Raw genomic sequence first — 21,562 nt, forward strand, 5'->3', positions numbered from 1 at the left:
GGGGGCGTTTGCTTTGGGGCCGCCGTATCAGATCAGACCGGTGGCGGGAGCTGGGCGTCAAGCTGCTCGCCCCATTGCTGCAATTGTTCCAGAATCAGCAGCTGCTGCGCATCGGCGCCATCGCGCAGTGTGGCGATTTCCTGCTGGAAAGCGGCAAAGGTGCGCCCCGGCGGCGTGCCCAGGTGCAGCTTGCGCGCGCACCACAGCTGCCAGTGCTGGCGCTCTTCCGCGCTGAGGCTGTCGGGGAAGTTGCGCGCGCGATAGCGGTACAGCAGGCGTTGCAGCTGCGGGTCGTCGAAGCTTTCGCGCGCGGCGGCCAGCGCCGGTGCCGACAGACCGCGCAGGCGGTTGAGGGTGCGCCGGTCCTGGTTGGAGACAAAGCCGCCATACAGGTTTTCATCGACATCCGGTGTCTCGCCCGGCTCGCGGCGGAACACCTCGCGCCACAGCACCGCGAGGTCGGGCAGTGCCTGCGCATGGGCGGCATGGCGCTGCACGCTGTCCATGTCGATGCCCAGCTGCTGCGCCCGTTCCGCGCGCAGCACGCGCAGGTCGCTGATCACGAACGGCGACTTGTTGATGTGGATGCTCTTGATCGGCAGCCGGCTTTCCCCCTCCGCCAGTTCGCTGCTCTTGGTGAACAGCCGGCGGCGAACGTTGGCCGCATCCAGCGCCAGCAGTTCGCGCGGATCGTGCGCCAGATCCCAGACCAGCACCTCGTTCTTGTTGCTCGGGTGTTCCGCCAGCGGCCACACCAGCGCCAGATTGCCGCGCTCGCCGCCGAACATGCCGGAGACGTGAATCAGTGGCACCGGCTGATGCAGCTGCAGCTGGTGGCGCACCGCATCCTTTTGCCGCAGGCTGAGGCAGAACGCGAACAGCCGCGGCTGTTTGTCACGGATCAGTCGTGCCAGCGCGATGGTGGCGCGCACGTCGGACAGCGCATCGTGGGCGGCATCATGGATCAGGCCGTTGGCGGCGGTCAGGTGTTCCAGCTTGAAGCTGGGCAGGCCTGTCTCGTGGCGCGGCCAGTTGATGCCTTCCGGGCGCAGCGCGTAGGTGGCGCGTACCACGTCCAGCAGGTCCCAGCGGCCGCAGCGGTTTTGCCACTCGCGGGCGTAGGGGTCGATCAGGTTGCGCCAGAACAGGAAGCGGGTGACTTCGTCGTCGAAACGGATCGAGTTGTAGCCGACGCCGATGGTGCCGGGCTCGGCCAGCTCGCGTTCGATGGCGGCGGCAAACTGCTGCTCCGGGACCCCGAGCTCGGCACAGCGCTGCGGCGTGATGCCGGTGAGCAGGCAGGCTTCCGGCGCCGGCAGGTAGTCGCGGGCCGGCTGGCAGTACAGCATCACCGGCTCGCCGATTTCGTTGAGCTCGGCATCGGTGCGGATGCCGGCAAACTGCGCCGGGCGGTCACTGCGCGGCACCGCGCCAAAGGTTTCGTAGTCGTGCCAGAAGAAGGTCGGGGCTGACATGCTGGTTTCGCATCCACTAAAAGCGTGATTGTCGCACTGCGGCTGCTTGCGGCCAACCTTGCGCCGCTCGGGCGCATGGCACTATGACGATTTCCCTCCTATTCTGAATGGCGGCTCATGCTGCTGTGCAGTCATGGCCCGCGCCGATCAACCCCGCGCTGTCGGTGACCTATGACGCAGATACCGGACAAGTTGGCCACGGCGGACATCCAGTTGCTGTTGTCGCGGCAGCAGGGGCTGTTGTGGCTGGTGCAACAGCTGCCGGACATGGCCTGGCTGAAGGATGCCACCGGGCGTTACCTGGCCTGCAACCGCCGCTTCGAGGCCTTTGCCGGCGTCAGCCGCCAGGCCATCATCGGCCAGAGCGATACCATGGTGCTGGGGCCTCAACAGGCGGCGGCACTGAGCCAGGCCGACATCGCCGCACTGGCGGCGGAAGAACCGTTGTCCAGCCAGCAGTGGCTGGTGTCCGCGGAAGACGGACAGCGGATCCTGCTGGAGATCGTGACCACGCCGCTGCAGGCCGAGGACGGCGTGTTCGGCGTGCTCGGCACCGCGCGCGACATTACCCGCCAATACCTCAGCGATCTGGCCTTGCGCGCCAGCCAGGACCGTTTCCGTGCCATTTTCGAAAACACTGACGCACTGGCGATCCAGGGCTACGCGCCGGATGGCACCGTGCTGTACTGGAACCACGCCTCGGAAGCGTTGTACGGCTATAGCGCCGCCGAGGCGCTGGGGTGCACCCTGTTCGAGCTGATCATCCCGCCGCCGGCCAGGACGCACGTCGAGGCCGAGGTGGCGTGGATGTTCCGAGAGCGGCGCGGCGTGCCTGCCGCCCGCCTCGGGCTGCAGCACAAGGATGGCCATATCGTGCAGGTCTATTCCAGCCACGCCATGGTGGAGTCGCCGCAGAGCGGGCTGACCTTGTTCTGCCTCGATATCGACCTGACTGCACTGGTCCGCGCCGAGGCGGCGTGGCGCGACAGCGAGCGGCGCTACCGTGTGCTGTTCGACGCGTCCGGCGACGGTATTTTCGTGCTGCACGGGCAGATCATCGTTGACTGCAACCAGGCGGCGGCGGAGATCTTTCACTGCGAGCAGGCCGACCTGACCGGGCTGTCGCTGGAGGCGCTGTCGCCGCTGCGGCAGGATGGCGGTGTGTCGTCGCGGCAATTGCTGGGCAGCTATCTGCATCCCGACAGCGATAGTCCGGCGCGCCGTTTCGAGTGGCGCCACCTGCGCCGCGACGGCAGCGAGTTCGACGCCGAGTGGATCGTGACGGCGGTGGAAATCGCCGCGGTGCCGCATTGCCTGGTGTCGTTCCGCGATATCACCGAAAAGAAGAAGTCGGCGCAGCTGATCTGGGAGCAGGCCAACTTTGACTCGCTGACCGGCTTGCCCAACCGTCACCGCTTCCTCGACCGCTTCGCGCTGGAGCTGCGCAAGAGCGAGCGCAGCAATGGCCAGCTCGCCCTGCTGTTCATCGATCTGGACCACTTCAAGGAAGTCAACGATACCCTCGGCCATCGCGCCGGCGACCTGCTGCTGAAAGAGGCGGCACTGCGGCTGCTGGGCTGCCTGCGCGAGACCGACACCGTGGCCCGTCTCGGCGGCGACGAGTTCACCATCGTGATCAGCGACATGGACTCGGAGCAGTCGCTGGAGCGGGTGACGCAGCAGGTGCTGCAAAGGTTGGCCGCACCGTTTTGCCTTGGCGACGAGCAGGTGTACGTGTCGGCCAGCATCGGCATCACGCTGTTCCCGCAGGACGGCGACAATATCGACGTGTTGCAGCGCAATGCCGACCAGGCGATGTACGCGGCGAAGAAGGCGGGGCGCAACGGCTACTGCTATTACGCGGCGATGCCCAGGGCCTCGCTGGCCTGATCCACCGTGCGCGGGTCTGGCTGCGGCACCATGGCAAAATGCCCGTCACGGAAAGTGACGGGCGTTTTGTTGTCGGGTGCCGGCTGACGTTTCAGCTCAGATCTGGTCAAGTCAAGTCCTGACGCAGCGCCTCGGTAAAGCTGAGCCCGGCCAGCTCGCGCATGCCGCGCGAGATGTAGTACAGCACCGCCATCATCATCACCAGCGACGGGATGGCGATCATCGGGTAGCTCAGCAGTGTCATGCGCCCCAGTTCTTCGTTGAAGGCCTCGGTGCCGGACGGACTGGTGACGATCCACTTCGCCAGCACGTAGTTCATCACCGAGGAAAAGAAAAAGGTGGCGCTGAGCAGGTAGGTCGCCTTCAGCAGGCGCGCCTCGAACTGGCGGGTATTGCCGCGCTGCTCCAGGTGCTGCTGCACCTTGGCGACGTCGATCACCGCCGGGGTGTAGAGCACGGTCTTGATCAGCGGGTAGCGGGTGCGGGTCGAGGCCAGCACCGCGATGCCGATCAGGCCGGGAATGGCGGCTTCCTTCACCGCCAGCCACTGCGCATCCAGATGCAGCAGGCCGATGCCGCCGGTGAGCAGAATGCTGACCAGGCCGAGGATGGCAATGAAGTTGGTCTTGCGGTTGCGCAGCAGGTCGTACAGCCCCCAGCCCAACGGAAAGGCCAAGGCCAAGAGCAGCGCATTGGCGGTGCCAAGGTACTGTTCCGCGCTGAGCTTCATCAGGATCAGCGAGGGAATCACGATGTTGATGAGCAGCTCGAGGAACTGATTGTTTTTCTTTGCTGCGGCCATGGTCGTCCTGTGGCAATGGGCAAGCCTGCGACCGTTATTTGGGCGCAGGGCTGGGTTTATTCGGTTACAAGGAGGTTAGAGCGCGTGCGGTGGCGATGGTTCGCGCGGCCGCCGGGCACGGTGGCGACATTCTAGCGGTTGTTGATGGCGCGGGCCAAAAAAACAGGTCCTGCCAGCCACCGGTATCGGTGGCTGGCAGGGCCGTGGCGCGTCGTGCGATCAGCTGGCTTGCGATTGCAGGTAGTTGTTGATGCCCATGGCCTTGATCAGGCCCAGTTGCTGCTCCAGCCAGTGGGCGTGGTCGACTTCGGTGTCGTCCAGCAGCTTGGTCAGGATGCTGCGGGTGACGAAGTCGTGTTCCTTCTCGGCCAGCACGATGGCCTTTTTCAGGGCGGCGGCAACTTCGTATTCCGTTTCCAGATCGTTGGCCAGCATCGACGGTACGTCCTTGCCGATGCGCAGCTTGCCACGCGGGGCGATGTCCGGCACGCCGTCGAGGAACAGGATGCGCTCGATCAGCATCTTGGCGTGGCCCATTTCCTCGTCGCGCTCGTGGTGCAGGCGCTCGTACAGCTTGCTGTAGCCCCAGTTGCCGTACATTTCGCTGTGGATGAAGTACTGGTCAACCGAGGTCATTTCTGCGGTCAGCAGGGTGTTCAGGGCTTCGATGATTTTCTTGCTGCCTTGCATGGTGCCGCTCCTCAGTCTTCCATTTGTGATTGCAGGTAGTTGGCGAGGCCAACGTCCTTGATCAGGGTCTGCTGGGTTTCCAGCCAGTCCACGTATTCTTCTTCCGCTTCCAGCAGCTCGGTCAGCTCTTCGCGGGTAACGTAGTCTTCCGCTTTTTCGCTGAGGGTAATGCTCTTGCGCAGGTCGCCGATGTGGCCGCTGACCAGGGCGATGTCACAGGCCAGCATTTCCTCGACATTCTCGCCGATCATCAGCTTGCCCAGTTGCTGCAGGTTGGGCAGGCCTTCCAGGAACAGGATGCGCTCAATCAGCTCGTCGGCGCGTTTCATCGCCTTGATCGACTGCTGGTAGAAATGCTTGTTGAGGCCGTTCAGTCCCCAGTTCTTGCACATGCGGGCGTGCAGGAAGAACTGGTTGATGGCGGTCAGTTCGTTGCACAGCACGGTGTTGAGCGCCTTGATTACGGCTTTGTCGCCTTGCATGGGAGGGACTCCTTCATCATAAATCGTATTGATATATTTTAATTCAATATCTGATAAGGGCAAGGTATTAATCGTCTTTGAAAACGGCGGATTATTTTCTGACGGATATTTCTTTTAATAATCAAGCCTTGCCGTGGCTATTTATTTTCTGGGTTCAATTAACCATTTTACCGGTAGGTGCAAATCAACTGAAAATCAGTTTTATTTGGCTAACGTTAATGGCAAGTGTTAATCCGTCAGGGGCGGCAGCAAGCGCCAGCATGGCAGCCGGTCATGACATGCAGAAGTCGCAATTTCATGGCGCGGCGCCTATACCGGTAAAGCCATGTCCAATTCTTGCCGGGGAGTGACCAGATGAGTCTCAATGTGCTTGCCGTTTGCGGCAGTTTGCGCCAGAAATCCACCAACAAGGGCCTGATGCGTTATGCAGTGGCCAACGCACCGCAGGACATGCAGATCGTGGTCGCCGATCTGTCGGAGGTGCCGTTCTACAATGCCGACATCACGGTCAAGCCGGCGACGGTGGTGACGCTGTTGCAGCAGTTTGCCGCGGCCGATGCCTTGCTGCTGGTGTGCCCGGAGTACAACTACTCGATGGCGCCGGCGCTGAAAAACGCGCTGGACTGGGCATCGCGCGAGCCGGACAACGCGCTGCTCAGCGGCAAGCCGGCGGCGATCATGGGCGCGGCCGGCGGCATGGGCAGTTCGCGCGCGCAGCACCACCTGCGCCAGAGCGCCGTGTTCCTCAATCTGCATATCCTGAACCAGCCGGAGGTGTTCGCCAACGCGTTCAGCGCCTCCTTCGACGGCGACGGCAATCTGGTGGACGCCGCGATCCAGGAGAAGATCCGCAAACAGCTGGCGGCGTTGCAGGCCTGGCACCGGCAGCTGAAGGGTTGAGCCGGGCGACGGCCATAAGAGCCACTAACAAAACCTCGCAGCGCACCTGAGCCAAGGCGCGCCGACGCAGACAGTACAAGTCGTACGGCAAGGAGGCGCAACGCAGGATCAGGGATTTTGTTAGCGGCTCTAAAAGCAAAACACCCCGCCGCGGCGGGGTGTTGGCGTTGCGGCCAACGTTGGCCGCAGGCATGGGGGGTGTTAGTGGCGCTTACTGGATGATGCCGCCGCCGAGGCAGATATCGCCGTCGTACAGCACGGCGGACTGACCGGGGGTGACCGCCCACTGCTTGTCGCGGAAGGTCAGCGTGGCACGGCCGTCGACGATCGGCGACAGGCTGCACGGCGCGTCGGCCATGCGGTAGCGGTTCTTGGCGGCGTAGTCGCCGGCGGCCGGTGGCTGCGGCAGCGTCCACGACAGGTCGTCCATCGCCAGCGTCGACTTCAGCAGCAGCGGGTGGTCATGCCCTTGCACCACGATCAGCTTGTTGCCGGGAATGTCCTTGCCGGCGACGAACCACGGCTCGCCGTTGCCATCCTTGTTGCCGCCGATATTGAGGCCCTTGCGCTGGCCGAGGGTGTAGAACATCAGCCCGACGTGCTCGCCGACGGTCTTGCCGTCCGGGGTGATCATCTCGCCCGGCTTGGTCGGCAGGTAGCGCTGCAGGAATTCGCGGAACGGGCGCTCGCCGATGAAGCAGATGCCGGTGGAGTCCTTCTTGGCGGCGGTCGGCAGCCCGGCTTCCTCGGCCAGGCGGCGCACCTCGGTCTTGCGGATGTCGCCAAGCGGAAACAGCGCCTTCGCCAGCTGGTGCTGCTGCAGGCGGTACAGGAAGTAGCTCTGGTCCTTGGTGTGGTCGACGCCCTTCATCAGGTAGTGCACGCCGTCCTGTTCCAGCTTGCGCGCGTAATGGCCGGTGGCGATGCAGTCGGCACCCAGCTCCAGCGCGTAATCGAGAAAGGCCTTGAACTTGATCTCGGCATTGCACAGCACGTCCGGATTGGGGGTGCGGCCGGCGGAGTACTCCTTCAGGAAGTAGGAGAACACGCGGTCCTTGTACTCCTTGGCGAAGTTGACGATCTCCATGTCGATGCCGACGATGTCGGCCACGCTCATCGCGTCCAGCGCGTCCTGCTTGATGGAGCAGTATTCGTCGTCGTTGTCGTCTTCCCAGTTCTGCATGAACACGCCGATCACCTCATGCCCCTGCTGCTTCAGCAGCCAGGCGGTGACCGACGAATCCACGCCGCCGGACATGCCGACGACAATACGTTTTTTACCCGTCACGGAGAAAATCCTTCCTTCCAAATAGCAAGAGGCACCACCACCGGCGGTGCCCCGAAATCCCGGAACCAGCTGTCGATCACCCAATCCTGGCCTGATGTCACGTCGCGCACGGCCACCGCCGCGTGATGGTCGAACAACAGTGGCGCACGGTGCACCTGGCCCAGCAGCTGGTGGTGGCGCAGCCAGCCCTTGCCGGCCAGCAACTGCAGCAGCACCAGCACATTATGGCTGTGATCGAGACAATCCATGCGGCCAACGTTGGCCGCATCCTCGTGATTGCCGCCGCGGTCGCTGGCAATCGGCGCCTCGCGCGCCGCGCGCTGGTAATAGGACAACACAATGTCCTGTAGTGCTGCGCGCTCATCGGCGGCTTCGGCGGCCTCGTCCAGCCGCTGTTTAAACCAGATCAGGGCAGAGTCGTCCACTTCAATGCGCTGCGTGCGATCGCAGCCGTAATGGTAACAGAGCGTCAGCACCTCCGCATCGGCGGCCACGGCCGGCAGCGCCGCGAGCAGCGCAATCGACAGCCAGCGCATGAGGGGTGGCATCGGCTCAGCCTGGCAAGTGGTGGTGGATCAGATCGAGGCTGGCGCGCTGGCCGGCAAGGTAGTCCTGCAGGCAGCGTCCGACCAGCGGGCTGCGCCACAGCGCCGCGCTGGCCATGATCTCGTCCGCGCTCAGCCATTCGGCGGCGAGGATGCCGTCGTCCAGCCGCTGCGCCGGATCGTGCGCGCCGGCGTCACCGCAGAAGGCGAAGCGCAGATAGGTGATGTCGCTGCCGGTCTTGTCCGCCAGATAGATGCCGACCAGTGCCCGCGGCGTGAAGGCGTGGGCGGTTTCCTCGCGCGCTTCGCGCACCACCGCCTGCAGCAGGGTTTCGCCGTATTCCAGATGGCCGGCCGGCTGGTTGAGGCGGACGCCGTCGTCGGTCTGCTCGCGCACCATCAGGAAGCGGCCGTCGCGCTCGATGATGGCGGCGACTGTGGTATTCGGTTTCCATTGCGTGCTGCTCATCGCGGATTTGCCTTCCTCTTAATTGACAATCGTTATCATTGTCTTCTAGTATGGATATCAAGATCAATTCTTATTCAGGATTCATGCCATGTACGTCTGCCTTTGCCACGGAGTAACCGATCGCGATATCCGCGCCGCCGTTTGCAATGGTGCCACGCGCATGAGCGATCTGGCGCGCGAACTGAAGGTCGCCACCGAGTGCGGCAGCTGTGCCTGCCAGGCCAACCAGATCCGCAAGCAGACACTGCTGCAGATCAGCGAGCCGGAACTGGCCGCCGCCTGAACCCGGCAATCTCCCGCAGTCACCACAGCCCGTCAAGCACCTGACGGGCTTTTTGCTATCCTGAAAACAGCACGCCTGCTGCCAGTACCGGGGAACACGCGTACAATGCGCGCCAAACCTTACGGAGAACGAACATGACCGAATTCAACGAAGTAGATCTGGAGCGTCTGGAAACGCTGCTGACCCCGCTGTCGCAGGCCGGCACCACCATGCGCCCGGACGAAGTGCAGGGCTTCTTCTGCGCGCTGGCGTGCGGCCCGGACAAGCTCACCATCGACGACTGGCTGGAAGATGTGCTCGGCGATGCGCCGGCCTTTGAAAGCGCCGACAGCGAAGCCGAGATCAAGGCGCTGCTGCAGAAGTACTACGATGCCGCCGCCGAGGCGCTGGCCGACGGCGACCTGCCGGAACTGACGCTGTACAGCGAGGAAGAGGGCGAAGCGCCGGACTTCCGTCCGTGGTGCAATGCCTTCATGTACGCGCTGGACGTGGTGCCGACCGACTGGTTCGACGCCGCCGACGACGAAGGCTTCGAAGAGCTGCTGATGCCGGTGATGGCGCTGGGCGGCATGTTCGATGCCGACGGCGACGAGCCGGCGATGATGGAATTCACCGCCGCCGAGCTGGAAAGCTTCAAGAGCGAGCTGGACGAAGCGGTGCTGGCGGTCTACGGCTACTGGCGTGCCAAGGAGCAGGCTCCGGTGACCATGCGTCGCGAAGGCGACAAGGTTGGCCGCAATGATCCGTGCCCGTGCGGCAGCGGCAAGAAGTACAAGGCCTGCTGCGGCCAGAACTGATCGCGCCCGAACACGCCGCCTGACGGACTGCGCGCAGCCCGCAGGCGGTTTTTGTTTGCCGGCGGCGTATCGCCCCGCCCATGCCATCCGGCGCCATCCCGCGCTGTTTTCCCCCGACGGATACCCATGACCGAACCCACGATTGCCCCCGACACCGCGTCCGAAGACGCCATCGGCGCGCTGAACGCCTATCTGCAGCAATACCACGCCACGCTGGTGACCACCGAGGGCAGCTACGCCGTCTCGGTGCAGGGGCAGATCAAGGTCGGCAAGCGCACCGTGCCTTACCACCTGGTGCCGGACGCCGGCTTCCTCGGCAAAACCGGCAAGTGGCGCAAACTCGATGCCGCCGAACGGCTGGCGCTGGTCCAGCTGCGCTGGAACGACGAGGCGCGCGAACGGCTCGAAGCGCAGCTGCTGCGCTGCGCCGGCCAGGTGATGACGCTGGCGAACGAGCACCGCGTCGATCCGCAAAGCGCGCTCAACGCGCTGCAGGCCAAGTACGAGCTGGCGCGCCTGCGCTGCGAGCTGGCACTGGACCGTATCGCGGCACTGGTGGCGACCCGAGCCGCCGCCAGCCAGGCGGAGAAGACCCGCAACGCCATCAACCTGTCGCTGTACCCGGAATCGTTCACCCTCGCCGCCGGCATGCAGCGCCACTTCATCGCGGTGTTGGGGCCGACCAACTCCGGCAAGACCCACGCCGCGATGGAACACCTGGCGCAGGCGAAGACCGGCGTCTACCTCGCGCCGCTGCGGCTGCTGGCGATGGAAAACTACCAGCGCCTGCTGAATGCCAACGTCGCGGTCAGCCTGATCACTGGCGAGCAGCGCAAGCTGCACCCGCACGCCAGCCACGTGGCCAGTACCGTGGAAATGCTCAACCCCAACCGCGCGGTGGACGTGGCGGTGATCGACGAAATCCAGCTGCTGGACGACCCGGATCGCGGCGCGGCGTGGACGGCGGCGGTGTGCGGCGTGCCGGCGCAGACGGTGTACCTGCTCGGCGCGCTGGAAGCCAAGGAAGCGATCCAGTCGCTGGTCAAGCGCGTCGGCGGCACGCTGGAAATCCGCGAACTGCAGCGCAAGTCGCCGCTGGAAATGGAAAAGGCGCCGCTGGGCAGCCTGAAAAACCTGCGCGCCGGCGACGTGCTGATCGCGTTCTCGCGCCGCGAGGTGCTGAACTGGCGCGACCAGGCCATCGCGCAGGGCATGAGCGTGTCGGCGATCTACGGCAACCTGTCGCCGGAAGTGCGCCAGGCGCAGGCCGAGCGCTTCATCGACGGCGAGACGCAGGTGGTGGTCGGCACCGACGCCATCGGCATGGGGCTGAACACCCCGGCGCGGCGGGTGATCTTCACCACCTCCAGCAAGTGGGACGGCTACGCCGAAGGCACCATCGCCGCCGCGCTGGCCAAGCAGATCGCCGGCCGTGCCGGCCGTTTCGGCCAGCACGAGACCGGTTATGTTGCCGGCTTCGACGGCAAGACGCACAAGGTGATCGCCGCCTTGCTGCAGCAAAAGCTGGAGCCGCTGCCGAGCACCGGTTTCTACGTGGCGCCCAACCTGTCCTACCTGCAGCAGATCGCCGAAGCCAGCGGCCAGGAGCGGCTGCAGGCACTGCTGGAGCTGTTCGCCAAGCACATCAACGTGCACGACGAATTCTTCCTGCCGGCCAACCTCAGCGACCAGATCGAGAAGGCGAAGTGGCTGGACACGCTGAAGCTGCCGCTGGAAGACCGCTTCCTGTTCAGCCTGTGCCCGGTGTCGACCAAGATCGCGATGCTGGAACAGGCGCTGCAGGACTGGGCCGAGTGCCGCGCCAAGGGCAAGCAGGCGTCGCTGCTGCGCATGGAAGGCCGTGGCGGTCGCAACGAGCTGCAGTTCCTCGAGGACACCTGCAAGCTGTACTCCGCCTATGCCTGGCTCAGCTACCGCATGCCGGAAACCTTCCCGCACGGCGAGCTGGCGCAAAGCCTGATGCAGTCGACGTCGGAGAAGATCGACGCGCTGCTGCAGGTGCAGAACACCCGCCACCGCCAGCAGCGCAAGCCGGCGCACAAGCCGACCCACATCACGCCGCCACAGCGCAGCGGCCAGCCCAAGACTGGCCGCAAGCCGCGCACTTGACGTCTGCGCGTTGAAACGCCAAACGCCCGCCGGAGCAATCCGGCGGGCGTTTTGTCTTGTGGCGGAGACTTGCGGCCAACCTTGGCCGGCTGTGTCATGCCCGGCTGCGGCTGCGGCTGCGGCTGCGGCTGCGGCTCAGGCCGGCAAGGCCAAGATCAGGCGCCTGCCTTGCCCGACGCGATGGCGTGCAGAGGGGGCTGGCGTTTGATGTACATCATGGCGCATTGCGGATGGGGATCTAGGTTTAAGGGATCACGGCGTATGGCCGGCTGCTATGGGTGGCGGGCGAGGTGCCGTGAGCGAGGGAAACCGGCGGATGCGTGTTGCACGCGGCTGTGTTCTGACGGTTTTCTGCCGCCTTCATCGTTAATGATCTCGACGACACGGGTGTCAAACGCGCGGATTTGCTGCTGGCAGAGTCAGCGCTGATGGTGACGGGTCCGAGTTGCCTGCCTGAAGGAAATAACATGAAAACCATGAATCTGAAGCCTGCCACGCTGCTCATCGCCAGTCTGGCGGCCATGTCGTCCTTCGTCCAGGCGCAGACCCTGGACAAGATCCTTGAAACGAACAGGATCACCGTGTCCTACCGCGAAGCGGCCGTTCCATTCAGCTACCGGCCCGCCGAGCACAAGCCGATGGGCTTTGCGGTGGACCTGACCGAGGCCATTGTCGGCGACGTGCGAACAAGGCTGAACAAGCCGGGCCTCGTGGTGGTCTATATGCCGGTCAGCGCCCAGGACCGCATTCCCTTGCTGGTGAACGGCAGCTATGACCTGGAATGCGGTTCCACCACCAATAACGCCGCCCGCGGCAAGGTCGTCGCGTTCGCGGTCAGCCATTTTTATGCCGGGACCCGCTTGCTGGTGAAAACGGGCAGCAAGGTCAAGAATTACGCCGACCTGGCCGGGCAAACGGTCGCCACCACTGCAGGCAGTACCAACGAGAAAGTCGTTCGCAAGTACAGCGCCGACCACAATCTGGGCATGCAGTTCGTGCTGGGCAAGGATTACGGCGAGTCGCTGGCCTTGCTGGAAAACAATAGCGCGGCCGCGCTGGCACTCGACGATATCCTGCTGTTCGGCCTGCGCGCCAACGCCAAGGATCCGGCCGCGCTGAGCGTCGTCGGCGACACCTTGCAGGTCGAGCCCTACGGCTGCATGCTGCGCAAGGATGATCCCGAGTTCAAGAAACTGGTGGATGGCACCATCGCGCGGCTGATGCAGTCCGGCGAGTTTGAGCGGCTGTACCAGAAGTGGTTCGAGTCGCCGATTCCCCCGAATGGCATGGTGCTGAACATGCCGATGAGTGATCGCCTCAGGGCCAATCTCAAGGCGCTCAGTGACCAGCCGGAGCAGTAAGGCGCGGCGGGATCTGGCCGCAGCCGTGCGCTGGCTGGCCATGCGGTGACCGTGTTTGCAGCCTGGCAACGGCTCGGCCGGCGGCCATGGTGTTGCCGTGGCACGGCGCGACGGTTCTCCCCGCGGATGGTTGGCCGCAAGCCACGCTGTTGATGCCGGTGCGCTGACTGGCAGAACGCCCGCCGGAGCCACCCGGCGGGCGTTCTGTCTTGCGGCGGTGGCTTGCGGCCAACCTTGTGGTTGCGCCGGTTCGTCTGCGCCAGCGTTTACATCCGGGCATGCAATAGGCCAAATCATGCAAATGCGCTGTCTATAATGGTTCAACGCTCGTCACCCTCTTCGTTACGGCATGCGACGCAGCGTCTTCTGCTTCTTAATCCTGCACGAGGAACACATCATGAAACGCTTTCAGCGCACGCTCGCTCTTGTTGTCTGCTGCTCCATGCTCAACGTCAGCCTGCTGCAATCCGCCCAGGCTGCCATGGTGAGCACCGAAGAAGTGGCCCGCCTGGCCGCGACCGCCACCCCTGATTCCGGCCACGCCCGCCTGGCTGCGGTACTGGCCCGTGACAACGTGCGTGGCGAAATGGAACGCCTTGGCATCGACCCGGCCAGCGCCCACGAGCGCGTCGCCGCGCTGACCGACGAGGAAGCGGCCAATCTGGCCGACCAGATCGACAAGGCGCCCGCCGGCGGCATCATCGGTGCCATCCTGTTTGTGTTCTTCGTGCTGGTGGTCACCGATATCCTCGGCTTTACCAAGGTGTTCCCGTTCACCCGCTCCGTGCGCTGAGCGGCAAGCCGATGCTGACAACGCTGATCCGGCAGTTGGGGGCGCTGCGGCTGGCGCTCCCGGCTGTGCTGTGCGCGCTGCTGCTGGCCGCCTGCGCCAGCACGCCGCTGCAGCCGGTCGCGCTCGCGCCCGGGGCGCCGACCCGCGCCGAACTGGTCGATACCCCGTTCTTTCCCGACGACAGCCATTTCTGCGGCCCGGCGGCGCTGGCGACCAGCCTGTCCGCTGTCGGGCTGGCAACCACGCCGGCGCAGCTGGTGGGGCAGGTGTTCCTGCCGGGGCGGGAAGGCTCGCTGCAGATCGAGATGCTGAGCGGCGCGCGGCGGCAGGGCGCGGTGGCGATGGTGATCCCCGGCACGCTGACGGCGCTGAAACAGGAAATCGATGCCGGCCATCCGGTGGTGGTGCTGCAGAACCTGGGTCTGTCGTGGGCGCCGTCCTGGCACTATGCGGTGGTGGTCGGCTACGACCTTGAGCGCGGCCAGCTGCTGCTGCGCTCGGGGCCGATGCGGCGGCAGGTGATGACGCTGCGCACCTTCGGTCATACCTGGCAGCGCAGCCAGTACTGGGCGTTCGTCGCGCTACCACCGGGGCGTTTGCCGGCGAGTGTCACGGAACAGGACGCGACGCGGGCGTTGGTGGCCTTCGAGCGCAACGCCAAGCCGGCAGTGGCGGTCACCGCCTATCGCGCGGCGCGGCAACGTTGGCCGCAAAATACCACGCTGGCGATGGGGCTGGGCAATGCGCTGTACGCCAGCGGTGATTTGCCGGCCGCGGCACAGGTGTTCCGCGACACCGCCGCAACGCACCAGCTGGCGGCTGCCTACAACAACCTGGCGCGCATCCTGCTGCAACAGGGCCATGTCGCCGAGGCCAGGCAGGCGGCGGAGGGCGGGCTGGCGCTGGCCGGCCCGCTGCGTGCGACGCTGCTGGACACGCTGCGCGACATCGAGCAGGCCGGCACGCCGCAGTTCGGCTCCTGACACGGTGCGGTTCCCGCTTCCACCCAACACGGCAAGCTGAATCGCTGGCCTGCTCGCGACCAGCGGCCGCGGTGCGTGGCCGGATCACACTGCGACCAACCTTGCCGTCACCGCTTGTGCTTAGCCCTGCTGCCGGAATGGCAGATGCTCCGCCATCTCATCCTGGTACTGCGCCACCGCCTGCTGTTCGCGCTGCAGAAAGTCCGCAATCATGCCGCGCAGGCGTGGGTCGGCGATGTGGAACGCCGACCACGTCGCCTGCGGCACAAAGCCGCGGCTGACCTTGTGCTCGCCTTGGGCGCCGGGTTCGAAGTGCTGCAGCCTTTCGCGGATGCAGTAATCGATGCCTTCGTAGAAGCACAGCGCAAAGTGCAGGCTGTGGTAGTCCGCCGCCGCGCCCCAGTGGCGGCCGTACAGGGTGTCGTTGCTGCGGTAGCAGATGGCGGCGGCGACCACCGCATCGCTGGCGTCGCGCGCCAGGAACACCACCAGCTGCCGCGCCAGCGTGCGGCCAAGCTCGCGGAAGAAGCCAAGGCTGAACGCCGGGTGGTTGCCGAAGCGGCGGAAGGTCGACACGTAGTGCGGGTAGATCTGCTGCCACAGCGCGGCGTCGATGTCGTCGCCGTGGCGAATCTCGATGCGCAGGCCGGCCTCGGCGACGCGGCGCCGTTCACGCTTCACCTTCTTGCGCTTGTCGGCGGAGAAGGTGGCGAGGAAGTCGTCGAAGTCGTGATAGCCCGCGTTGTGCCAGTGGAACTGGCAACCGCGGCGCAGCAGGAAGCCCTGGCTCGCCAGCGCCGCGCGCAGCGCGGCATCGTCGTCCAGATACAGGTATTGCAGCGAGGACGCCTGTTCGCCGGCGGCCAGCTGCAGGCTGGCGTGCAGCAGTGCGCGGCTGACACTGGCACGGTCGGCGTCGCGGTGGATCAGCTGGCGCGCGCCGCTGGCCGGGGTGTAGGGGATGCCGCACACCAGTTTCGGGTAGTAGCGCCGGCCGAGGCGCTGGTAGGCGTCGGCCCACGCCCAGTCGTGCGAGAAATCGCCGAACGAGTGCGTGCGCAGGTACAGCGGCTGCGCGCCGAGCAGGCTGCCGTCGTCGGCGTGTAGCGTGACGTGTGCCGGCTGCCAGCCCAGTGCCGGCGTCACCGCGCCGTGGCGCTCCGCCGCCGCCAGGAAGGCGTGGCTGAGGAAGGGCGAGCCGGTGACGTTGAGCGCGTCCCAAAGGTTGGCCGCAATGTCGTCGATGGCGGTGTGGAAGCGGCAATGCATCGCGGGCCTCAGGGGCGGCGCCACACGCTGGCCAGCCACGGTTGCTGCTCGCGTGGCAGGCCCGGCGGGCGGTAGTAGTGTTCCAGCTCGGCAAAGCCGGCGGCCTGCAGCAGCGCCTGCCATTGCGGCCAACTGTGCCAGCAGCCATAGCGCTCGCCCTGCCAGCCTTCCTCGCCGTTGCCACGCGGGTTGGAGCAGAACAGTACGCCGCCGGGCTTGAGGGTGGCGAACAGCTGCGCCAGCACCCGCGGCAGCTCGGCACCGGGAATGTGGAACAGCGCAGCATTGGCGAACACGCCGTCGAAGTGCGCCGCCGGCAGTTGCAGCTGCAGGAAGTCCTGTTGCCACACCTCGCAGCCGCTGTACTCGCGCGCCATCGCGACAAAGCGCGCCGCGCCATCCAGCCCGATCGGCTGGTGGCCGAGCTCGCGCAGGGTCTTCAGGTCGCGGCCCGGGCCGCAGCCGAAGTCGAGAATGGTCTGTGGCGCAGGCTGCAGGTGGCGCAGCAGGCTGGCGATGTTCTGGCTGACGTCGTGGTCGCGGGTACCTTGCCAGAAGTCGTCGGCATTGCGCTGGTAGTGTTCCAGCGTACGCTGGCTGATGCGCGGATCGGTAGGCATGGTGGGCTAACGGGGTGAGGGTGATGGCCAATTGTAAGCGCTGCCGCGGCGGCAGTGGGCAGGCGTGGCGCGCCTGTTCTGCTAAACTAGCGCGATTTCCACCTTGCCGGACGTAATCGTCATGCATGTCAGCTTTCAACACCGCCGCCAGCGCCTGCTGGCGCAACTGGGCGACGCCATCGCCATCCTGCCCACCGCGCCGGAAGTGATCCGCAACGCCGATGCCCACTATCCCTACCGTGGCGACAGCCATTTCCTGTACCTGACCGGCTTTAGTGAGCCGGAAGCGGTGCTGGTGCTGGACGGCAAGGCCGGTAAGGCGCTGCTGTTCTGTCGTGACAAGAATCCGGACAGCGAGATCTGGGACGGCTTCCGCTACGGCCCGGCCGCGGCGGCGGAAGCGTTCGGCTTTGACGAGGCCTACAGCATCGGCGAGCTGGATCAGCGCCTGCCGCCGCTGTTGGCCGAGCACGCGGCGCTGTACTGGGCGGTGGGGCGCGACAAGGGCTGGGATACGCGCATCGCCGGCTATCTGCAGCAGGCACGGCAGCAGGCGCGCGTCGGCAAGGACGCGCCGCAGCAGTACGGCGACCTGCTGGCACTGATCGACGAGATGCGCCTGATCAAAGACGAGCGCGAAATCGCCGTGTTACAACAGGCCGGCCGCATTTCTGCCGAAGCGCATGTCCGCGCGATGCAGGCCTGCCGCCCCGGCATGATGGAGTACCAGATCGAGGCCGAGCTGCTGCATCACTTCGTGCGCCACGGCGCGCGGCAGCCGGCGTACGAGAGCATCGTTGCCGGCGGTGCCAACGCCTGCACGCTGCACTATGCGGCCAACAATGCCCGCCTCAACGACGGCGATCTGTTATTGATCGATGCCGGCTGCGAGTTCAACGGCTACGCTGGAGACATCACCCGCACTTTCCCGGTCAACGGGCGTTTCAGCGGCGCGCAGCGCGACGTGTACGAGGTGGTGCTGGCGGCGCAGCTGGCGGCGATTGCCGCGGTGCAGCCCGGCGCGCGGCTGGATGCGCCGGCCGACGCCGCGCTACAGGTGCTGGTGCAGGGCATGCTGGACTTGAAACTGCTGGCCGGCAGCGTGGCCGGGGTGATCGAATCCGGCGACTACCGCCGCTTCTACATGCACGGCATCGGCCATTTCATCGGCCTGGACGTGCACGATGTCGGCGCCCGCCGCCCGGGCGGGCAGTGGCGTAGCTTCCAGAGCGGCATGTGCACCACCATCGAGCCAGGGCTGTACATCCGCCCGGACGATCGCGTGCCGGTGGCGTTCCACAACATCGGCATCCGCATTGAAGATAACGTACTGGTGACCGACGACGGCCACCAGGTGTACACCGACGACGTACCGAAGCGCATCGACGACATCGAAGCGCTGATGCAACCCCATTGACTCCGAACGAGGCCGCCGCGACAGGCGGAACGAGCATGCAAGGCGTACCCGAACATAGTGATATTGTCATCGTTGGCGGCGGACCGGTCGGCGCGCTGACGGCATTGCGGCTGGCGAAGGCCGGCCGTGACGTGACGCTGGTCGAGGCACGGGCCAAGGATTCACCGCTGCGCGATGCGCGCGCGCTGGCGCTGTCGTGGTACAGCCGCCAGCAGCTGGCTGCCGCCGGTGCCTGGCCGGACGAGCTGCCGGCGACGGTGATCGACAGCGTGCACGTGTCGCAGCAGGGAGGTTTCGGCCGCACCGTGCTGACGCAGCAGGATCTGGGCCTGCCGCATCTGGGCGCGGTGGTGGACTATCCGGCGCTGACCGCGGCGCTGGCGACGGCGCTGGAGCATGCCGGTGTGCGTGTGCTGTGGCAGGCGCGGGTGACCAAGGTTGCGTCGCTGGCGCGCTACGCCAGCGTGTCGCTGACCCTGCACGGGCAGCAGCACCTGCTGACCTGCCGGCTGCTGGTGCTGGCCGAGGGTGGTGCGCTGGCCGAATCGCTGCCCGGCATCCAGCGCCATGTGCACGATTATCAGCAAAGCGCGGTGCTGGCGATGGTCAATGCCAGCCAGCCGCACCGTAACATGGCCTACGAGCGTTTCGCGGCGCAGGGGCCGTTCGCGCTGCTGCCGCATGGCGAGCAGATGATGCTGGTGTGGACGCGCAGCCACGACGAGGCGGCACGACTGCACGCCGCCGACGGCAGCGTGCTGCTGGCCGAGCTGCAGCAGGCCTTCGGCGAGCGGCTGGGCAAGTTTGTCAGCGTCGGCGAACGCGCGGTGTTCCCGCTGGCGCTGCGCCAGCTCAACAGCGTGTACAGCGGCCGTGTGGTGATGATCGGCAATGCGGCGCAGACGATGCACCCGGTGGCGGCGCAGGGTTTCAACCTCGGCCTGCGCGATGCGGTGGGGTTGGTGGCGGCGCTGCAAGGCGCCACCGATCCGGGCGATGCAGCACTGCTGCGCCGTTACGGCGCCGCGCGCCGCGTCGACAGCCACGCGGTGGTCGGCTTCACCCATGGCCTGGTGCGGCTGTTCGACGGTCAGGGCACGGCGGTGAAGGCGCTGCGTGGCTTGGGCATGACGGCCATTGACGCGCTACCGCCGCTGCGCAAGGCGTTTGCCGGGCATCTGGTATTCGGTGTCGGCGTCTGATGCGGCCAACGTTGGCCGCAGGCATCGGCAGCCGGACACAATTGAAAGAGAAACATGTCGGACAAGTTTGACGTAATCGTGGTCGGTGGCGGGCTGGTTGGCGCCGCTCTGGCGTTGGCGCTGGATAAGCAGGGCAAGCGGGTGGCGCTGGTCGAAGGCCAGGCCGAACGCTTTGACGCGTTGGAGCAGGGCTGGGACGCGCGCATCTACGCGGTCAGCCCCGCCAACCGCGCCTTCTTGCAGCAGCTGGGCGCGTGGCCGGATGCCTCGCGGCTGGGCGTGATCGGCAGCATGGATGTCCGGGGCGACCAGGGCGGCCAGATCGCCTTTTCCGCCGCCGATGCCGGCGCCGAGGCGCTGGCGTGGATCGCGGAAAACCGCTGGATGCTGGCCACGATCTGGCAGCGGCTGCAGCAGGCCAGCGGCGTGACGCTGCTGAGCGGGGTGCGGCCGCAGCAGCTGCGCCACAGCGCGCGCGAGGCGGCGATCGTGCTCGACGACGGTCGCGAGCTGCAGGCGCAGCTGATCGTCGGCGCCGACGGTGCCAACTCCTGGGTGCGGCAGCAGAGCGGCATCGCCGCCAGCATCAAGCCCTACGGCCACAGCGGCGTGGTGGCCAACTTTGCCTGCGAACTGCCGCACGGCAATATCGCGCGGCAGTGGTTTCTCGGTGATGGCATCCTCGCCTGGTTGCCGATGCCGGGCAATCGTATCTCGATGGTGTGGTCGACCAGCCAGCCGGAGCCGCTGCTGGCGCTGGATGGTGCACGACTGGCGGCGGCGGTGGCCGCGGCCGGTGATCATGCACTGGGCGAACTGACGCTGCTGTCGCCGGCGGCGGCCTTTCCGCTGCGCCTGATTACGCCGGACAACGTGATCGCGGAGCGGGTTGCACTGGTCGGTGATGCTGCCCATACCGTGCATCCGTTGGCCGGGCAGGGCGTCAACCTCGGTTTCCAGGATGTGGCAAGGTTGGCCGCCGTGCTGGCCGGCGCCCGCGATTGCGGCGAATGGCTGACGCTGCGCCGCTACGAACGAACGCGCAAGGAAGCGGTCAGAACCATGCAGCTGACCTGCGACGCGCTGTTCCAGCTGTTCCATGCCAAGCAGGCACCCGGTCTTGCCTGGCTGCGCAACGCTGGCCTCAACCTGACCAACCGCCTGCCCCTGATCAAAAAACAACTGGCCCGCCACGCGGTGGGTTTTTAACCAGAAGAAAGCACAACCATGATTCTGCCTATGCGCCGTCTTGCCCTCGCCACCCTGATGATGCCCTTGCTGGCCTGCTCCGCCTCCGCCGAAACGCCGGATCAGGTGCGCGCCGCCTTCAAGAGCAAGTTCCCGCAGCACGAGGTCAGCAGCGTGCAGCCTGCGCCGGTGGCGGGGCTGTTCGAGGTGGTGGTGAAGATGAAACAGCAGGGGCGCGCGCAGTACAGCGTGGTGTATACCGACGCCAAGGTAGACCACCTGATCACCGGCGACCTGATCGACACCAAGACCCGCACCAGCGTCACCGAAGAGCGGCTGGCGGAGCTGAACAAGGTGACCGTGGAATGGGCGAAGCTGCCGCTGGACAAGGCAATCAAGGAAGTGCGTGGCAAGGGCGAGCGCAAGCTGGTGGTGTTCTCCGATCCGGATTGCCCGTTCTGCAAGAAGCTGGAGCGCGAATCGCTGAGCCAGCTGGACAACGTGACGGTGTACACCTTCCTCTACCCGCTGGCACAGCTGCACCCGGATGCTCCGCGCAAATCGCGCCAGATCTGGTGCAGCAGTGATCGTGCGGCAAGCTGGCTGGGCTTCATGCGCCAGGGCAAGGCGCTGAGCGGCAGCGACAAGTGCGCGACGCCGCTGGCTGAAATCGCGACGCTGGGCGAACGCCTCGGCATCAGCGGCACCCCGGCGCTGGTGTTCCCGAACGGCGAGCTGGTGGCCGGCGCCATTCCGCTGGCCGAGATCGAGCGTCATCTGGCGGCAAAATAAAGCACGCTAGCCGTGCGAGGACGGGAAAGTGTTTGCCGGCATCGTGATCGACTGTGCGGCAAGGCTTTCCCGTTTTGCTTGGGTGCTGTTTATTTCAAATGCATGGATTGCTGAATCAGGAAATGCCGCATTCTAATTTATGCATATTAATTATCCTGGCTGGCTTGTTGCTATTTGTAGCACCAG

Annotated in this window: 22 protein-coding genes; 13 read left to right on the plus strand and 9 right to left on the minus strand. The window is 65.5% G+C overall.

Translation table 11 applies throughout. From position 1 onward, the window contains the following. Nucleotides 1-32 precede the first annotated feature (32 nt). The gene (gene sbcB, locus NOM55_RS10180; RefSeq protein ID WP_255908479.1) at nt 33-1,475 is read right to left on the minus strand and encodes an exodeoxyribonuclease I; all 1,443 of its coding nucleotides are present in this window, start codon (nt 1,473-1,475) and stop codon (nt 33-35) included. Nucleotides 1,476-1,646: 171 nt separating this feature from the next. Between sbcB and NOM55_RS10185 the strand changes: the two genes are divergently transcribed. Beyond that, complete coding sequence (locus NOM55_RS10185; RefSeq protein ID WP_255908480.1) at nt 1,647-3,365, plus strand: bifunctional diguanylate cyclase/phosphodiesterase; 1,719 nt, start codon at nt 1,647-1,649, stop codon at nt 3,363-3,365. Nucleotides 3,366-3,471: 106 nt separating this feature from the next. On the opposite strand, the gene NOM55_RS10190 is transcribed toward NOM55_RS10185, so the two are convergent. The 3 genes from NOM55_RS10190 to bfr (NOM55_RS10200) all read right to left on the minus strand — a co-directional run bounded on the left by NOM55_RS10190 (nt 3,472) and on the right by bfr (NOM55_RS10200) (nt 5,339). Then, nucleotides 3,472-4,167 (minus strand): VC0807 family protein, encoded by a 696-nt coding sequence (locus NOM55_RS10190; RefSeq protein WP_255908481.1) that lies wholly within the window; start codon nt 4,165-4,167, stop codon nt 3,472-3,474. 219 nt (nt 4,168-4,386) lie between these two features. After that, entirely contained in the window at nt 4,387-4,857 is a 471-nt protein-coding gene (gene bfr, locus NOM55_RS10195) for a bacterioferritin (RefSeq protein WP_255908483.1), read from the minus strand. A gap of 11 nt (nt 4,858-4,868) precedes the next feature. Further along, nucleotides 4,869-5,339 (minus strand): bacterioferritin, encoded by a 471-nt coding sequence (gene bfr, locus NOM55_RS10200; protein WP_047965991.1) that lies wholly within the window; start codon nt 5,337-5,339, stop codon nt 4,869-4,871. Between the two features lie 77 nt (nt 5,340-5,416). Between bfr (NOM55_RS10200) and NOM55_RS10205 the strand changes: the two genes are divergently transcribed. After that, nucleotides 5,417-5,689 (plus strand): hypothetical protein, encoded by a 273-nt coding sequence (locus tag NOM55_RS10205; protein WP_255908484.1) that lies wholly within the window; start codon nt 5,417-5,419, stop codon nt 5,687-5,689. Between the two features lie 4 nt (nt 5,690-5,693). After that, the gene (locus NOM55_RS10210) at nt 5,694-6,239 is read left to right on the plus strand and encodes an NADPH-dependent FMN reductase (RefSeq protein ID WP_047965992.1); all 546 of its coding nucleotides are present in this window, start codon (nt 5,694-5,696) and stop codon (nt 6,237-6,239) included. A 211-nt stretch (nt 6,240-6,450) separates the two neighbouring features. Here NOM55_RS10210 and mnmA read toward each other — a convergent pair whose 3' ends face one another. Genes mnmA through NOM55_RS10225 form a run of 3 tightly spaced genes read right to left on the minus strand, consistent with a single transcriptional unit; the run spans nt 6,451 to nt 8,541 of the window. Beyond that, nucleotides 6,451-7,527 carry a tRNA 2-thiouridine(34) synthase MnmA gene (mnmA, locus tag NOM55_RS10215; RefSeq protein ID WP_120811200.1) on the minus strand — a complete coding sequence of 359 codons (1,077 nt, stop codon included), beginning with the start codon at nt 7,525-7,527 and terminating at the stop codon, nt 6,451-6,453. Continuing rightward, nucleotides 7,524-8,063 (minus strand): hypothetical protein, encoded by a 540-nt coding sequence (locus tag NOM55_RS10220; RefSeq protein ID WP_120811202.1) that lies wholly within the window; start codon nt 8,061-8,063, stop codon nt 7,524-7,526. The genes mnmA and NOM55_RS10220 overlap by 4 nt, the downstream gene beginning before the upstream one ends. A 16-nt stretch (nt 8,064-8,079) precedes the next feature. Continuing rightward, nucleotides 8,080-8,541, minus strand: a complete 462-nt coding sequence (locus NOM55_RS10225; RefSeq protein ID WP_120811204.1) for an NUDIX hydrolase — start codon at nt 8,539-8,541, stop codon at nt 8,080-8,082. An 88-nt stretch (nt 8,542-8,629) separates the two neighbouring features. On the opposite strand from NOM55_RS10225, the gene NOM55_RS10230 reads away from it, so the two are divergent. The 6 genes from NOM55_RS10230 to NOM55_RS10255 all read left to right on the plus strand — a co-directional run bounded on the left by NOM55_RS10230 (nt 8,630) and on the right by NOM55_RS10255 (nt 14,888). Further along, nucleotides 8,630-8,824, plus strand: coding sequence for a (2Fe-2S)-binding protein (locus tag NOM55_RS10230; protein ID WP_047965996.1), 195 nt, complete (start codon nt 8,630-8,632; stop codon nt 8,822-8,824). Between the two features lie 134 nt (nt 8,825-8,958). Beyond that, entirely contained in the window at nt 8,959-9,621 is a 663-nt protein-coding gene (locus tag NOM55_RS10235) for a YecA family protein (RefSeq protein ID WP_047965997.1), read from the plus strand. 126 nt (nt 9,622-9,747) lie between these two features. After that, nucleotides 9,748-11,751: a helicase-related protein gene (locus tag NOM55_RS10240; RefSeq protein WP_255908485.1), complete on the plus strand. Its 2,004-nt coding sequence runs from the start codon at nt 9,748-9,750 to the stop codon at nt 11,749-11,751. A 404-nt stretch (nt 11,752-12,155) separates the two neighbouring features. Beyond that, nucleotides 12,156-13,112: an amino acid ABC transporter substrate-binding protein gene (locus NOM55_RS10245; RefSeq protein ID WP_255908486.1), complete on the plus strand. Its 957-nt coding sequence runs from the start codon at nt 12,156-12,158 to the stop codon at nt 13,110-13,112. A gap of 397 nt (nt 13,113-13,509) precedes the next feature. Continuing rightward, complete coding sequence (locus NOM55_RS10250) at nt 13,510-13,905, plus strand: PA2779 family protein (RefSeq protein WP_255908487.1); 396 nt, start codon at nt 13,510-13,512, stop codon at nt 13,903-13,905. Nucleotides 13,906-13,916: 11 nt separating this feature from the next. Beyond that, the gene (locus tag NOM55_RS10255; RefSeq protein WP_255908488.1) at nt 13,917-14,888 is read left to right on the plus strand and encodes a PA2778 family cysteine peptidase; all 972 of its coding nucleotides are present in this window, start codon (nt 13,917-13,919) and stop codon (nt 14,886-14,888) included. A gap of 120 nt (nt 14,889-15,008) precedes the next feature. On the opposite strand, the gene NOM55_RS10260 is transcribed toward NOM55_RS10255, so the two are convergent. Then, nucleotides 15,009-16,157, minus strand: coding sequence for a GNAT family N-acetyltransferase (locus NOM55_RS10260; protein ID WP_255908489.1), 1,149 nt, complete (start codon nt 16,155-16,157; stop codon nt 15,009-15,011). 8 nt (nt 16,158-16,165) lie between these two features. Beyond that, nucleotides 16,166-16,777 (minus strand): bifunctional 2-polyprenyl-6-hydroxyphenol methylase/3-demethylubiquinol 3-O-methyltransferase UbiG, encoded by a 612-nt coding sequence (locus NOM55_RS10265; RefSeq protein WP_255908490.1) that lies wholly within the window; start codon nt 16,775-16,777, stop codon nt 16,166-16,168. Between the two features lie 121 nt (nt 16,778-16,898). On the opposite strand from NOM55_RS10265, the gene pepP reads away from it, so the two are divergent. The 4 genes from pepP to NOM55_RS10285 are packed head-to-tail and all read left to right on the plus strand — an operon-like array spanning nt 16,899 to nt 21,376. Continuing rightward, on the plus strand, nt 16,899-18,194 hold the full coding sequence (gene pepP, locus NOM55_RS10270) for a Xaa-Pro aminopeptidase (RefSeq protein ID WP_255908491.1): 1,296 nt from the start codon (nt 16,899-16,901) through the stop codon (nt 18,192-18,194). 35 nt (nt 18,195-18,229) lie between these two features. Beyond that, a complete protein-coding gene (locus tag NOM55_RS10275) occupies nt 18,230-19,396 on the plus strand; it encodes an FAD-dependent oxidoreductase (RefSeq protein WP_255908492.1) in 1,167 nt (388 codons plus the stop codon). Nucleotides 19,397-19,450: 54 nt separating this feature from the next. Beyond that, nucleotides 19,451-20,605: a UbiH/UbiF family hydroxylase gene (locus NOM55_RS10280; RefSeq protein WP_120811219.1), complete on the plus strand. Its 1,155-nt coding sequence runs from the start codon at nt 19,451-19,453 to the stop codon at nt 20,603-20,605. 18 nt (nt 20,606-20,623) lie between these two features. Continuing rightward, nucleotides 20,624-21,376: a DsbC family protein gene (locus NOM55_RS10285; protein WP_120811221.1), complete on the plus strand. Its 753-nt coding sequence runs from the start codon at nt 20,624-20,626 to the stop codon at nt 21,374-21,376. Nucleotides 21,377-21,562: the final 186 nt, after the last annotated feature.

It is taken from the genome of Vogesella sp. AC12, from assembly GCF_024437575.1.
In the GTDB taxonomy this organism is placed as follows: Bacteria; Pseudomonadota; Gammaproteobacteria; order Burkholderiales; family Chromobacteriaceae; genus Vogesella; species Vogesella indigofera.

Coding starts and splice junctions, on each gene's coding strand:
- NOM55_RS10255 (WP_255908488.1), top strand. CDS start 13,917: ATGCTGACAACGCTGATCCGGCAGTTGGGGGCGCTGCGGCTGGCGCTC.
- NOM55_RS10190 (WP_255908481.1), bottom strand. CDS start 4,167: ATGGCCGCAGCAAAGAAAAACAATCAGTTCCTCGAGCTGCTCATCAAC.
- NOM55_RS10250 (WP_255908487.1), top strand. CDS start 13,510: ATGAAACGCTTTCAGCGCACGCTCGCTCTTGTTGTCTGCTGCTCCATG.
- NOM55_RS10220 (WP_120811202.1), bottom strand. CDS start 8,063: ATGCGCTGGCTGTCGATTGCGCTGCTCGCGGCGCTGCCGGCCGTGGCC.
- NOM55_RS10210 (WP_047965992.1), top strand. CDS start 5,694: ATGAGTCTCAATGTGCTTGCCGTTTGCGGCAGTTTGCGCCAGAAATCC.
- NOM55_RS10260 (WP_255908489.1), bottom strand. CDS start 16,157: ATGCATTGCCGCTTCCACACCGCCATCGACGACATTGCGGCCAACCTT.
- NOM55_RS10240 (WP_255908485.1), top strand. CDS start 9,748: ATGACCGAACCCACGATTGCCCCCGACACCGCGTCCGAAGACGCCATC.
- NOM55_RS10235 (WP_047965997.1), top strand. CDS start 8,959: ATGACCGAATTCAACGAAGTAGATCTGGAGCGTCTGGAAACGCTGCTG.
- NOM55_RS10265 (WP_255908490.1), bottom strand. CDS start 16,777: ATGCCTACCGATCCGCGCATCAGCCAGCGTACGCTGGAACACTACCAG.
- NOM55_RS10225 (WP_120811204.1), bottom strand. CDS start 8,541: ATGAGCAGCACGCAATGGAAACCGAATACCACAGTCGCCGCCATCATC.
- bfr (WP_255908483.1), bottom strand. CDS start 4,857: ATGCAAGGCAGCAAGAAAATCATCGAAGCCCTGAACACCCTGCTGACC.
- pepP (WP_255908491.1), top strand. CDS start 16,899: ATGCATGTCAGCTTTCAACACCGCCGCCAGCGCCTGCTGGCGCAACTG.
- NOM55_RS10230 (WP_047965996.1), top strand. CDS start 8,630: ATGTACGTCTGCCTTTGCCACGGAGTAACCGATCGCGATATCCGCGCC.
- NOM55_RS10185 (WP_255908480.1), top strand. CDS start 1,647: ATGACGCAGATACCGGACAAGTTGGCCACGGCGGACATCCAGTTGCTG.
- NOM55_RS10285 (WP_120811221.1), top strand. CDS start 20,624: ATGATTCTGCCTATGCGCCGTCTTGCCCTCGCCACCCTGATGATGCCC.
- bfr (WP_047965991.1), bottom strand. CDS start 5,339: ATGCAAGGCGACAAAGCCGTAATCAAGGCGCTCAACACCGTGCTGTGC.
- sbcB (WP_255908479.1), bottom strand. CDS start 1,475: ATGTCAGCCCCGACCTTCTTCTGGCACGACTACGAAACCTTTGGCGCG.
- NOM55_RS10280 (WP_120811219.1), top strand. CDS start 19,451: ATGTCGGACAAGTTTGACGTAATCGTGGTCGGTGGCGGGCTGGTTGGC.
- NOM55_RS10275 (WP_255908492.1), top strand. CDS start 18,230: ATGCAAGGCGTACCCGAACATAGTGATATTGTCATCGTTGGCGGCGGA.